The following is a 13,458-nucleotide window of genomic DNA, read 5'->3' as shown; positions in this document are numbered from 1 at the left end:
CAAGTACAGGCGGGCGGACCTAGTGATTGAAGCAAGCGAACCGGTGCCCATATTGGATGGACGTGTGGCGCTGGTGACAGGTGGAGGTAGGGGCCTGGGCCGCGCCCATGCCATCGCATTGGCGAAGGCCGGCGCGAAGGTCCTCGTCAACGATCTCGGGGCAGCGCTCAACGGATCCGGACAAGACGTTGAACCGGCAGTTGGCGTTGTGGCCGAAATCTGCGCCGCGGGCGGTAGCGCTATTGCTGATGTACACGATGTTGCGTCTGTCTCGGGCGGTCGAGCGGTAGTAGAGGCCGCTCTGGGTCACTTCGGACGCCTCGATATTGTTGTCAACAACGCTGGCTTCGCTCGCGGCGGCGGAACCATCGAGTGCCCCGATGAGGACGAATTCGATGCGCTAGCGGCGGTGCATGTCAAGGCGGCGCTGGGAACGATGAGCGCAGCAATACCCCACATGAGAGCCCAACGTTACGGGCGAATCATTAATACGGTCTCGGAAGTGGCCCTCGACGCCCGATCAGGTGGTTCACTGGGATATTCTGCAGCCAAGGCAGCATTGTGGTCGATCACGATGACCAGTGCGGCACAACTGGCCGACGATCGAATTACGGTCAACGCCATCTCGCCCGCCGCCCTCACCCGAATGAGCGCACAACACCTTCGTTCATTCAGGCGAGCCAATGACCCCGATGGCGACCCAAACGACCTCAACCCCGAACACGTGGCCCGAGCGGTTGTGTACCTGTCTTCGCCTGCCGCCGCGGACATTACCGGCCGTGTCGTGCACGTAGCCGGTCAGCAGGTACGCGAGTATCAGTTACGACGGACGCCGAATACCGATCTAGCAGAACGAATTTCAACAGCACTGGCACCGAGGCGACGGGCATGACGGGTGGTACCGGTTATCTTTGCGGCGGGGTTGCCCTGGTCGGAGCGCGACGAACAGAGCTTCGGTGTCGGACGCGAGCGAACGCGACAGTGACTGGCGTCAAAATGGCATCGCCGTCTGCAGTGCTCAGTCTCGGTAATCACTATTTCTCGATAGACCCAGCTTCGACTCTGTCGAGGCGCAGTTCTACCGTCTGGCACAGTTCCCGAACTGCCCGAACGATCGCACGAATCAAACATTCTTGGCACGGCGCCGCATCGACTATCAAGGAGTTCAGATGAGCATCCGCACAGCACAGCAGTACCGGGAGGGACTGAAGGACGGCCGACGAATCGTCTACCAGGGGAAACCAGTCACCGATGTGACCGCCTTCGAAGAGTTCGACACAGCCATTTCCCACTCAGCGCTCGCATACGACATCGCAACTCTCGAGCCCGAACTCGCTGTCGCGGATGACGGTGACGGTCCGTACACGGCGTTCTATCGCGTGCCCCGTACCGCTGAGGACATCACCGCACGTGGGCAATTGATCGAAAGCGTGTCCAAACTGGGGACCGGCACGATCGTTCTCAAGGAGGTCGGGAGCGACGCATTGTTCGGACTCCTGCGGGCTCTGTCTGGACAAGGCCTCGAGAACGCTCGCGCCTTCTACGACCATTGCTGCGCGAACGATGTTGCGATCGCAGTCGCACAGACCGACGTCAAGGGCGACCGTTCGCTGGCACCGCATCAACAAGCCGACCCGGATCTGTACTTGCACATCGTCGACGAAGACGCAGACACGATTACGGTGCGAGGCGCAAAGGTACATACCTCGTTCTCGGCGAACGCCGATGAGATTCTCGTACTACCCACCCGCGCAATGGGTCCGGCTGATTCCGACTACGCTTTGAGCTTCGCTGTACCTGTCGACACTCCCGGCCTGACGCTGTATGTTTCTCCCTATCTTCACGGTGATCGGGACGAGTTCTCGCATCCGATCTCGTCGAAGCACAAGCTTCTCGAAAGCCTTACTGTGTTCGACGACGTTCGGGTTCCGAAGAACCGTGTATTCCTGGCGCGGCAACCAGAGCTAGCCGGCCCACTCGCTATCGCATTCGTCGATTACCACCGATATACCGCCATCAACTACAAGCTCCCACTACTTGATCTCCTGGTCGGTGCGGCGACGATGGTCGCCGAGGCGAATGGAATCTCCAAGGCAGGGCACGTGCGGAGCAAGCTGACCGAACTGGTTTCCTACACAGAGACCGTTCGAGGATTCGGTCAATTGGCGGCACTGCGGTCGACTCAAGGCGACAACGGTGTTCAGCTCCCGGATCCGCTGGCAGTCAATATGGCCAAGTATCACTTCGCCCACGGTTTCCACGCTGCTACTGCCACTGTTCTCGATCTGGCGGGCGGCTTGGTCGCAACGGGGCCCGGTGGCGGAGACTGGGCCGACCCGGACACCAGGAAAGTGCTCGAAAAGTACTTCGCCGCAGCTGTTCCCGCCGAACAACGTCTCCGGCTGATCAATCTGATCGGGGACCTCTGCACCGGAAGTTGGGGCGGATATCAATCCGTGCTCGCCACACACGCCGAAGGATCTACCGAGGCCGAGAAGATGCAGATCGCACGATCCTTTGATTCGACACGTGCGCGTACGTACGTCTCAGAGCTCCTCGGATTCTGATTCTGTCATCAACCCACTCGACTTCGAATGTGGCAGAGCCACTTCGACACCGATCGCCAGGTATGTCCGGCGGCATCGCCCACCATCATCGAACAATTTTGAGGAAGGAAGCGCTATGAGCGAGAAAAGATTCAGTGGGGTCACTGCCGTCATGTCCGGCGGAAGTCGGGGCATCGGACTTGCGATCGCAGTCGAACTTGCCCGCGGCGGGGCGAACCTGGTCCTTCTTGCCAAGACCGACGACCCGGATCCACGCCTACCCGGCACCATTCATACTGCGGTGGAAGAGATCGAGGCAGCAGGCGGTCGTGCCGTAGGTGTGGTCGGTGACGTGCGAAACGACGATGACGTAGAACGCGCTGCTCGGACTGCCGCAGAGGTGTTCGGCGGTGTCGACATCTGCATCAACAATGCGAGTGTCCTCAACCTCGCGAACACCGAAGAGCTGTCGCTCAAACGATTCGACCTCATTCAGCAGGTGAACGTGCGCGGCACGTTCGCGCTGACGCAGGCCTGCCTGCCCTATCTGAAGAAATCGGAATCCGGGCACGTACTGACGCTCTCACCACCACTCAACATGTCCGAGGAGTGGCTGGGTAAACATCCCGGATATATGCTCGGAAAGTACGGAATGACGCTTCTTGCATTAGGTTTCGCCGCGGAATTCAGGGACTTCGACATCGCCAGCAACTGTCTGTGGCCCGAGACAACCATCGCGACTGCTGCCGTGAAGAACCTTCTTGGCGGCGAGGAAGGCGCGGCGCATGCCCGAAGCCCCCAGGTGATGGCAGATGCTGCGGCAGCAGTGCTTTCACATACTCCGGGTTATCGGACAGGTAAAACGATGATCGACGTGGACGTTCTCGCCGAAGTCGGGGTCACCGACTTGAGCCCTTACGGAGGGACGACGCCGTTGGACTACGATATCTTCGTTGATCCCCGGTGAAGATCATCACTCTCGATGACACCGACGAGGTCCAACGCGAACCGAACGTAGACAGAGGCGATCTCTTCTGGACGTTCGCCGGACGCCGGGTCGTACCACTCAGCGATTGCGACGCACATAGTCAGCACGGCACGGGCTGATTCGTAAGGGCGGGCAGTGAGGAATACCCCGAGTTCGACACCTGCCCGAACCTCGGCTTCTATCATGCGTTGTAGCGCCGTTCGTCTCTCCTCGGTGGCAGCGTGGTTGGCACCCTCTAGGCTGCGCATCTCGTTGCTGATAAGGAATCCCATCTCCTGGCGGTAGCTATTGAACAGCGCAAGGCATTCCACCAATCTCGAGAACCTACCAATGGGATCAGACGGTTCGCATTCGTCCCGCGCTACCGTGGCACGGCGAAGTAGTTCGGTCATCGTGAGGTCGAACAGAGCTACCAATATCGCCTGTTTACTCGGGTAGTAGTGGTACAGGGCAGATACGCTCGAGTTTGCCTCCTCGGCAATATCTCGAATTGAGCATCCGTGGTAGCCCATTCGCCCAATTCCGGCGAGTGCTGCGCGCAGCACGTCATCGACGTCGAGGCTGTCGAACTCTCGCCATCTCCCATCCTCTGCAGACTTCTCGTTCACCCTCGCGTCGACTCGGACTCTTGCTACTTTGACTGACCCATTCGCGAATAATTCGTTCGGGGAGACGTCAAGTGCGACGGCGATCTGATGAAGTCGATTGACGCTCATCGTTGTTCGGCCCGTCTCGAGCGCGGTGATGGTCGCCGGACTCACTGCCAGCCGACGCGCCAACTCACGCAGCGATACCCCCGCTGCACCTCGAATCTTTCGCACCCGTGCGCCGACGTGTGCTCCGGGACTGGCTGGCGCATTTGCAAGTGGCATATGTTCAGCGTAGCGACATCATGTGTTTCGGATTTCCCGAACAACATATCGACACAACATATCGATCGGACAGTCTGGCGACAACGTCGACGGAACGTGGTGAGTGACTTGCGAATCCGAAAACTTCGCCTCGTCACCTCAGGAAAGGCCCTCTGAAACTGCAACAGCTACGGTCGACCGTACTGCTTCGACGTCCGCATCGATCAAGGAGTCAAGGGAGGGTGAATCCCTCTGTGAGCATCGTGATCTCATCAAACCGTAGCCTGGACGAATCCTGTAGGTTCGATCTTTCAAGAGAACCTGGGTATAGGCCGGCGACGCCCCGCAGGAATTACCCGCGGAGCGTCCCTGATCGAATTGGGCAGCTTGGACCAAGCTACTTCGGTTGTCCAGCAGCGATGAGTTTCAGTCCGTCATAGACCTCGGAGGAGACCGACACCAACTGTTGGGTAGCCGAATCCCATCTATTTGCGCGGACGGAGGTGTTGAACATCCGATTCAAGCCAGGGATAGGGGTTGGCTGTGTGAAGTCCATCGGAGGGATCAAGCCCACATCCATGTGGGTTGTTCGATTCAACTGATCGAGCACTGCTTGCCCGGTGATCGGGCCGGAGATCTCCTTTGCCGCTTGTTCGAGGACTTGAACGGCCAGCCAAGCGTTAATAGACGTCGCTTTACGCTTGGTGGCAGAGGCATCTGCATTTCCAGATGCCTCTTCAGCATCCATTTCTGAAATGAATCGCTGAAGCTCCGGATACTGTCCTGCCGCCGAAAACGGAGGGAAGGGACCGACCTCGTAGAAGTTCTGCGCAGCGGGCCCGGCAGAGATCAGACTTTCGTTCGAAAGTGCGCCTTGTGCGTTGCAGTACATGACACTGTCGCCACCTGCTTGCATGATCGCCACGGAACTCTGCTCAGTGGAAACAATGGTCGCCGCGTCGGCCTGTGCCGAACGCAACTGTGCGACAACCGGAGCATAGTCGCTAGTCGTCAACGGCAACTTGATGATCGGATTGATCGGTCTGTCTGCTGCAGCACCGCCAGCCTGCACCAACTGTCCAATGCGTTCGGATGCTGCGGCATCAAACCAGATGCCACCAACCTTCTTGGCGCCAGCCTGTGCCAAGACGGTCGGACATGCCACAAAACCCATCGGGACGTCGTAGTAGACAAAGCTGTTTTTGCTCGTCAGCTCCGAACCATCACCTGAAATGCCCGCGCTACCAATCGATGCTATCCCTGCCGCTTCGAGTGCCGGAAGCACGCCACCTGTCTGTGAGTACATTCCCACGACAGCGACGGCACCTTGATCAGCTGCTTGCTGGCCGCATTCCGCCGCGGCCGTTGCATCATTTTTGTCGTTGCAATACACAAGCTCGACCTGGCGCCCATTGATGCCGCCACGCTTGTTTAGCGCGTTCACGCCAGCTGAGACTGCGGCAACCGACTCCGGCAGGTTGGCGCCGCCTGTGGATGTGCCGGTCGGGGCTATGGTCATGACCTTAATCGGATCACTTGACGCTGTCTCGGCGCTGTCCCCCTTCGAGTCGGTGCTGCTGCACGCACTCATCGCCAGAATGAGGCTGATCGCTGCCCCATATACGGCGACTTTCTTGTTGTTACGCAATGTATTTCCTTTCAATTGTGAGTTCAACGTGCAAGGTCTGCCGATTCGTTACTGCCGCCAGCTTTTCGGCCAGTCAGGTACGACTCTTCAATCTCTGACCGCATCGCTTGCGCCTCGGATACGGTTCCGGTCCAGTCGATTCGGCCCTGCCGAAGGATGCAGACACGATCAGCGATCTTCAGCGCTTTGTGTACGTGCTGTTCGACGAGCAGAACGGCAACACCCTGGTCGGCAGCGGTTCGAACAGCTGCCAGCAGGCGCGAAACAATTTGTGGTGCAAGCCCGAGGGAGAGTTCGTCTGCGAGTAGAGCGTGCGGTTTTCGCGAGAGAGCTCGCGCTAACGCCAATATCTGTTGCTGGCCTCCGGACAGTAAGCCCACCTTGCGCTCAAGATGGCCCGCAAGTTCCGGATATTGACGAACGACCTCTTCGATTTCGCAGTGAGCTATTCGGAGGTTTTGCCGCACAGTTAATCCCGCGAACGTCGAGCGCTCCTCGGTGACTAAAGACATTCCCATACGTGCTCGTCGACTTAGCGGAGCGTGAGTGTTGAGCCCGTCCCACAGTACGTCTCCAGACGACACCGGTACCGCGCCCGCCAGTGCCATTAACGTTGTTGTTTTCCCAGCACCATTTGCGCCGAGCAATGCGACGACCTCACCGGGGTTCACCTCAATGTCGATATCGACTACAGCAGGGACGGGACCATAGCCGGCGGTGAGCTTTCGACCAGCGATTACCGCTGTCATTGTTTACCTCCGATTGTTGTCGATTCCATTTCGGTCAACTCCACTTGCGAGTCGTCGCCGAGATAGGCTGCGAGCACAGTGCGATCGGACTGCACGTCAGCTGGGATGCCCTCAGCGATCCGCTTACCGAAGTCCAGCACCGCCACCCGATCGCAGACTTTCATGACAAAGGCCATGTCGTGCTCAATAAGTAGAATCCCTAAGCCCCACTCATCTGCGAGACGCCTTGTGAGGGTGGCGAGTTCTGCGCTCTCATGCTCGTCGAGGCCCGCGGCAGGCTCATCCAGAAGCAAGATTGTAGGAGCGGTCGCGACTGCTCTGGCGATGGACACAAGACGACGCCGGCCGTACGACAGCTCACGGACGGGCCGGTGCAGGTCCTCTTTCAGATCAAATTCCACGATCGCGGCGACCGCAGCTGCTGTCAACGGTTTGTTGCCAGACCAGATTAGATTGGTGAAATACGCAAGGGTGTCCCGCTCGTCACTCGCGGCGCGGATATTCTCGAGCACGGTTAGATCCTCGAAGAGTTCAAGATTCTGAAATGACCTGCTGATTCCAGCACGTGCTCGCTTGTGCGCCGATATTCCGTCTACCGCAATGCCGTCCAAATGAACGTGACCGGAGACGATTTGGCTGTATCCCGTAATAGCGTCGACAATTGTGGTCTTGCCTGCGCCGTTCGGTCCGATCAGACCAACGATCTCTCCTGACCGCACGGTCAGGCTCACACCGTCCACCGCAACCACGTTGCCGAATCGAACTGTTAGATCCTCGACCAGCAGTTGGGTTTCCGGCCGCACAGGCTTAGTGCCGGCGGGCAGTTCTTCGAGAACGACTGGTCGCCGTTGACGACTCGGACGCGACGACTTCGGCATAATTCGGTCCGAAACTCGTTGAATGTCAGCAGTTGCCATGCCCGCGATACCACGGCCGCCCGGTTGTGTCAGAATCAGAAGCAGGACGACGCCGCCGATCAGAGGCATATATCGGTCCAAGTTGGTTAGCCAGTCTTGTAGCCGGTCTCCGAAGACGATTCCCACCAACCCGAAGGCAACAAGACCAATCCACGGTAGGTAGCGGGGTAGTCGTCCAATTCCTCGCAGCACCGCTCGCCCAATTGCAAGACCTGTCAGAGCCGCGATGAGCGTACCTATCAGTCGGCTCAGCAATGGGGCTTTCGCAAGAAAAGAACTTAGGGACAGGCTAATTCGTGATCCCAAAGAGCCGCTGACGAGCATAGCTCCCGCGAATGATCCGGTTATGTAACCGATTCCGCCGACTACCGCGAATGCGACGATGAGTATGCCTTGGAAGGGGTCGAAGGCGCCACCGCCGTACGTGATATTCCGTTGCTGGAACGCGAACAGCACACCACCAAGGCCTGCAATCGCCGCAGAAAGGCCGAATGCATACAGTTTGGCTCCAAAGATGCTCACGCCGATTGATGCCGCTGCGCGTTCGTTTGTTCGAACAGCGATCAGCCGTCGCCCAGCGCGGCCTCTGCGCATGCTCGCAACTGCAAGTGCGACCAGAACGAACGCGATGAGGACGAACGTGGCGTAGCGCTCGGGGTACAAGGTTTTGTCAATCGGTATGCCGAATATTTCGGCGTTGCCGACGATAGTCCCTTCAGGCTTGCTCAGGGCATCTCCAAAGACCGAAGTCTTGGCCCCATCGGGCGCAGGCGAGTAGTAGCTGCGACGAAAGAAGATGGCGTCGACTGCGACCGACAGACCCAGGGTTACAACGGCGAGTTGAAGTCCTCGTGCTCGTAGCGCAGGTAGTGCGAACAAGATGCCAACAGGCACAACCGCCACGACACCGGCGAGTAACGCCCACTCGAGGGGCCATCCTTGGGTTGCCACCAAGCGACCTGACACCAAAGCTGAGATGCCCGCGAAAGCTACTTGGCCCAGAGACAATTGGCCGGCATAACCCACAACTACAACCACCGAGAGCAAGAGCAGCGCCCAGACGCTGTTGAGGGTTATCGCATTCAACCACGGTGTCGGCAAGATGAACCAGATCAATACGAACGCTGCAATGGAACCTCCAAGGAGAGCTGGTAGGTTCACCCGCCCAGTTCCTAAGATTGGCCTGTCTTCGCTTGTATGCCCGCGGTCAGGGATGCTGCGTCCTCGCCAGATCAGGAAAATCACAATCGCGATCACGGGGACCGCTTTGTCGAGCCCTCCGATCGAGAAATTATCTCCAAATTTGTGTACCTGGATCTCTAGTTCGATGAGAGCGATGATGAATGCGGAAAGAATCGTTAGTGGAAATGATGTGAATCCCGCGAATAGAGCAACGGCCAGGGCGGGGACTATTAGAAGAAGTAGATTGTTCGAGCTTAACGGGTTTTGCAGTGGGGCCATGAGGACACCAGCTAGACCTGCAAGAGCTGCACCCGCAAACCATGAGGCGCCCGCGATCACGTCGGGAGACCACCCGATCGTCGACGCTGCCTGTGGGTTTTCAGCGGCCGCAGTCGTCGCAAGACCTGCAGTGGAATATCGAAAAAAGGACCAAAGTCCAATGGCAACAATGAATATGATCAGAAATCGCCAAAGGATATCGATGCCGATCTGCTGGTCGAATAGCGACACTTTGCCGTCCGGTAGTATCGCCGGCGCAGATCTGGGATCGCTACCGAATGCGAGGCCGACGCTGGCCTGCAGGATAATTGCCAACCCGAGTGTCGCAATTACGCGATGGAGCTGAGTGGAATTTCGAAGGCGCCGTAGCACGACCACGTGGAAGGTAAGCCCAATGGTGCCGGTGGCCACGATTGTGGTCGCGGCAGCCACAGCAGTCGGCAACGTCCAGGTTTCCACGAGCTGATTGAAAAAATAGGCCGAGAACATCAACAGTGCGCCTTGCGCGAAATTGATCACGCCGGATCCACGCTGAATGAGGACGATTCCGATTGCGAGAAAGGCGTATAGGGCTGCGGTGCCGAGGCTCAGGACGCCATATCCCATAAAATCAGTCACAGCAGGACCTCTGCCGTGAGAACTCGTTTGTTTGATGGTCCTAGCACGTTTTGCTCCCTCTGTTGTGCGACGTGAAACGTCGCATCGGAGTTGCTAATTGACTTGTGCTGCAGGTCCAGCACGCAGCGTTGAGTTCGGGCGATGCCTGGTAGCTAGGCTGCCGGGACTGTCAATGCCGGATATGGTGCCTGAAACTCTGTGTGAGTACCCTATGAAAGCAGTGCCTGTGCAGGCGCAGGTCGCCGTTCCATTCCGGCGCCTCGAACATGTGAGATCTGTTGTCCAGCAGTTGTTCCGGCCTCTCCTGGCGGGCCGTCTCCGGTGCGGTAGCAAGCATTAATGCCTGCGGCAATGCGCCCAATATACACGTATAGTGATCCAGGCAACAGTGGGTTTATGTCGGGTTTCAACTCACACTGACTGTGAGTGTCGAACTGGGCAGGCGATCGGCCGTGCCGCACGCGGTGACTACTTGAGTACGTCGACTCAGCTGTAAGCAATCTTCAATGGACTGCGCCGTCGTAGATGCTCCCTCCTCTTGTAGTGGAGAAGGGAGACTACGGTCTAGCTCGCGTCGACTGTTTTCGTGGTGCGCCGAAAGGTGAGTTTGCGCGCGCAAGGTCTGATGGTGTTTTTGATCATCGTGTGTTCGGGCTCGATGTCGGAGTCTGATGAGTCCGGCGGATCGAGTCGGCGCATCTTGGCGCGGACCGAAGCGTAAGGTCTTCGGTGCCGGCTTGGGGCGTGCGAGATCAAGACGATGAGCTCTGGGTGCAAGTATTTCGCAAGTAGAGCGGAGCAGGATTTTGGTTCGACTATCGGTCGCTCCTCTTGGCAGTTGCGGACCGCTGGCATGGTCGAGCTGTTGGAATGCCTCAGTTGACCGATTCCTGGGAACTATCGGTGAAGTCTTTCCCATGTGGTACTGCTGCCCAGGTAGTTCCCGGATCCTAAGGCGCTGCCCGCGTACGTACTCGGGCAGCCGGAGCTCTTCTGGTAGCCGTGGCGGTCGTCGAAGCGGAACTCTCCGTTGACCGAAAGTAGTGATCGATAGGGATTTCCCTCCGTCAGTACACTTGTCGACCACCGATGATGGTTGCGAGTGCCCTGCGGCTTCCGGAAACTAGGACGAGATCAGCCGGTGCGCCGACCTGCACACGACGTGCGGGGCCGCCCGGATCGTCCGATCTGCTCAGATAGGCATCAAGAGCACGTGCGGCGTCAACTGTTTCGTTCCCGCCGAGAACGATGCCATTAGGCGTCATGCGATGCTGCGCAGCCGCGATGACTGTCCACGGGTCCAAAGGTCCGTACGGCGCATCGCTCGAAAAAGCAATCGGTATTGACGCATCTATCAAAGATCGGCACCGGTACAAATCCTGCTGATCGGCGCGCTCGACGTGTTCGAGGTAATCGTCACCACGGTCTGCGATGAATCCGGGTTGTGTGACTATCGTTAGCCCAAGCCGGCGGATTTCCTCGATGGACGCAGCAGGGATCAGTGCTCCGTGCTCGATTCGGTCGCCGGGAATCGAGCCGACTTCGTTCAGCACGGCCAGCAAGATCAGTAGCGTTTCGCGGCTGACGCTGTGCGCGGCGATCGCCCGACCGACACGGTGGCACTCAGTGATTGTTCGCGCCAGTTCGTCGAGGTCGGGCAAACCGGAATCTGCCAGAACAATTTTGTACGGACCGATCGTTAGACGGGCGGAGGTGCTCTGGGTCGCCCAACCGCTCACGTCTTCCAACGGGGAGGGGCTGCTTACCGGTGCTCCGAGAAGGTGTACCCGTTGTGGGAGATCACCTTTGGACATCGCATCGGCGATCGCGGTGATACCGTCCACGTCGAGGTCAGGGGTTGCGTCGGTGACGGACGTGATACCGAGCGCAGCAAGCTCGGACCCGACAGCTCTCAGTGACGGGGGAGTGTTTCCGGGAATCCGATCGCGGAGCCATGCGTCGGCTCGCCAGATACGCCCGGTCGGGCGACCCGCACTGTCTCTCTCGATGCCAGGGTGATTCGCCTGATCCAATCCGGTTACTTCGATGCCAGCGGTGTTCAGGATCCACAGAGCGCCACTACGATGTTGAATTCGGACCGGGCGAGCACAGTGAAGACGATCGAGACGCTCTCGATCGAGTTCTCCGGAAACCGATTCGAAGTAACCGACACCGCGCACCCATCCATTGATTCCTGTTGAATCATTAAGTGCTGCAGCAAGTTCTGTTGAATTCCGGACGAACGGCGGACCGCAATCGACAGACGCGCGCTGTGCAGCCAGGGCGTGAAGATGGATGTGGTGATCGCACAATCCTGGAATGATGTCATTGCCTTCGGCATCGAGGACATCATTACCGGAGCGCCTGAGGTTGTGTCCGATCTCGGAGATCCGTCCACTTTCGATTCGAATATCCAATCCTGCAACAGCTTCGATTGCGCAGTTGGCGATCACAAGGTCGCTCACGGGACGTCGATTCCCAGGCTGCGAAGGACTGGTTCGGTGTCGGCGCCGGACGCCGGCGCGATGCCGATGCTCGCGCGCCTGCAAGGAAAGGCAATTGATTCGGCGTCGAGTTTGGGTGTTTCGACGACCAGCGACGAGAGTGTAGATGATACGAGAGCCGCCATCGAGATGTCCCAGAGTTCCCCTGCTCCGTGAGGAGTTTCGGACATGGCGAGTGCTGCGGCAAGAAGGCCGGTGAGCGGATCGGCTATCGCATCGCCGACAAAGGCAGGGGACCCAGCGTCGTCGTGTGCGATTAGCCCACTCGACGCAGCGATATCGTCACCGAAACCGATACGTGGTGAGTCTCGTCCGGCCGCGGTGATCGAGATCCAGGTGGTCCCTGACGCGACCGCCGCATCTGCGTCGAGCCCGAACCCTGCCAGTGCACGTGGCCGTGACGCTTCGACAACAATGTCTGCTCGCTCGACCAACAGAGCTAGTGCAGACCTTCCAGCGGGGGTATCAGGATCGAGCGCAACCGACTCATGCCCCGAATGCAGCAGCGAATAGAATTCCCTGTTTCCCAGCCTCGCTCCGTCAGGCCTGGTGGGCGTTTCAACCTTGATCACGCGCGCTCCCGCTTTCCCGAGGAGGTGTGCACACAGTGGACCGGCCCAGAGCGCACTGAAATCGACAACCAGCATTCCCTCGACACTGCGTCGTGTAGTCGGAGTGGGAACCGGCATTGTGCTGCGTTGGACTGGTGCGGCGGCAAGCCCGAGCAACATTGCTCGCTCAGCTAGTTCGGCACCAGGGCGCTCCGACAGCCAGGCGCCGACAGCAGGCCAGAGATCATTTCCGATATCGTGTGAGATCAGCGCGGCCAGGAGGCTCGGATCACTCTCACGAGCGCAGGATACGGCCGCCCAACCGTCAGACGTAGGAAGCAGGCGGGTTTTCCCGCCGACTGAGACATTGCCGTTCCGGTTCATTCCCGTAAACGCTGCTCGCTCGGAGAGGAAACGAGCTCCGCGGACCGGTGTGCCGATGAACGAACCCAAGGCATCGGCGATTGTGGCGGCGTTTCCGGGGGGAATCAGGGGAGGGCCGTCCGACGGTCCGGTTAGAGGAACAATGCCGCTGCTCAGCCAGTCCCGGATTCGGACAGCTTCGTCGACGGTGTCCGGCCAGGTGAACATCACACGATGTTACACTCCGAAAAGTACTACCGGA

At 58.5% G+C, this 13,458-nt stretch carries 9 protein-coding genes; 3 read left to right on the top strand and 6 right to left on the bottom strand.

What is annotated here, in order from left to right; all coding sequences use genetic code 11:
* Nucleotides 1-64 precede the first annotated feature (64 nt).
* The 3 genes from A0W34_RS30145 to A0W34_RS30135 all read left to right on the top strand — a co-directional run bounded on the left by A0W34_RS30145 (nt 65) and on the right by A0W34_RS30135 (nt 3,513).
* Nucleotides 65-892, top strand: a complete 828-nt coding sequence (locus A0W34_RS30145) for an SDR family oxidoreductase (RefSeq protein WP_232330074.1) — start codon at nt 65-67, stop codon at nt 890-892.
* Between the two features lie 277 nt (nt 893-1,169).
* Nucleotides 1,170-2,567, top strand: coding sequence for a 4-hydroxyphenylacetate 3-hydroxylase N-terminal domain-containing protein (locus A0W34_RS30140; protein WP_081559002.1), 1,398 nt, complete (start codon nt 1,170-1,172; stop codon nt 2,565-2,567).
* A gap of 115 nt (nt 2,568-2,682) precedes the next feature.
* Nucleotides 2,683-3,513, top strand: a complete 831-nt coding sequence (locus A0W34_RS30135) for an SDR family oxidoreductase (protein ID WP_081559000.1) — start codon at nt 2,683-2,685, stop codon at nt 3,511-3,513.
* Here the strand turns inward: A0W34_RS30135 and A0W34_RS30130 are convergent.
* From A0W34_RS30130 to A0W34_RS30105, 6 genes are all read right to left on the bottom strand, one after another.
* Nucleotides 3,486-4,406, bottom strand: coding sequence for a TetR family transcriptional regulator (locus A0W34_RS30130; RefSeq protein ID WP_081558998.1), 921 nt, complete (start codon nt 4,404-4,406; stop codon nt 3,486-3,488). The genes A0W34_RS30135 and A0W34_RS30130 overlap by 28 nt on opposite strands.
* A gap of 376 nt (nt 4,407-4,782) precedes the next feature.
* A complete protein-coding gene (locus A0W34_RS30125; RefSeq protein WP_081558996.1) occupies nt 4,783-6,033 on the bottom strand; it encodes an ABC transporter substrate-binding protein in 1,251 nt (416 codons plus the stop codon).
* 23 nt (nt 6,034-6,056) lie between these two features.
* Nucleotides 6,057-6,782 carry an ABC transporter ATP-binding protein gene (locus tag A0W34_RS30120; protein WP_081558994.1) on the bottom strand — a complete coding sequence of 242 codons (726 nt, stop codon included), beginning with the start codon at nt 6,780-6,782 and terminating at the stop codon, nt 6,057-6,059.
* Nucleotides 6,779-9,778 (bottom strand): ABC transporter permease subunit, encoded by a 3,000-nt coding sequence (locus A0W34_RS30115; protein ID WP_081558992.1) that lies wholly within the window; start codon nt 9,776-9,778, stop codon nt 6,779-6,781. The genes A0W34_RS30120 and A0W34_RS30115 overlap by 4 nt, the downstream gene beginning before the upstream one ends.
* A gap of 1,067 nt (nt 9,779-10,845) precedes the next feature.
* Entirely contained in the window at nt 10,846-12,243 is a 1,398-nt protein-coding gene (locus A0W34_RS30110; RefSeq protein WP_081558990.1) for an amidohydrolase family protein, read from the bottom strand.
* Nucleotides 12,240-13,424 carry a CoA transferase gene (locus A0W34_RS30105; protein ID WP_081558988.1) on the bottom strand — a complete coding sequence of 395 codons (1,185 nt, stop codon included), beginning with the start codon at nt 13,422-13,424 and terminating at the stop codon, nt 12,240-12,242. Before A0W34_RS30105 ends, A0W34_RS30110 begins: the two co-directional genes overlap by 4 nt.
* Between the last annotated feature and the right edge of the window lie 34 nt (nt 13,425-13,458).

The organism is Rhodococcus sp. BH4 (assembly GCF_002079265.1).
In the GTDB taxonomy this organism is placed as follows: Bacteria; Actinomycetota; Actinomycetes; order Mycobacteriales; family Mycobacteriaceae; genus Rhodococcus_F; species Rhodococcus_F qingshengii.
This window is presented reverse-complemented; position numbering and strand designations above follow the sequence as displayed.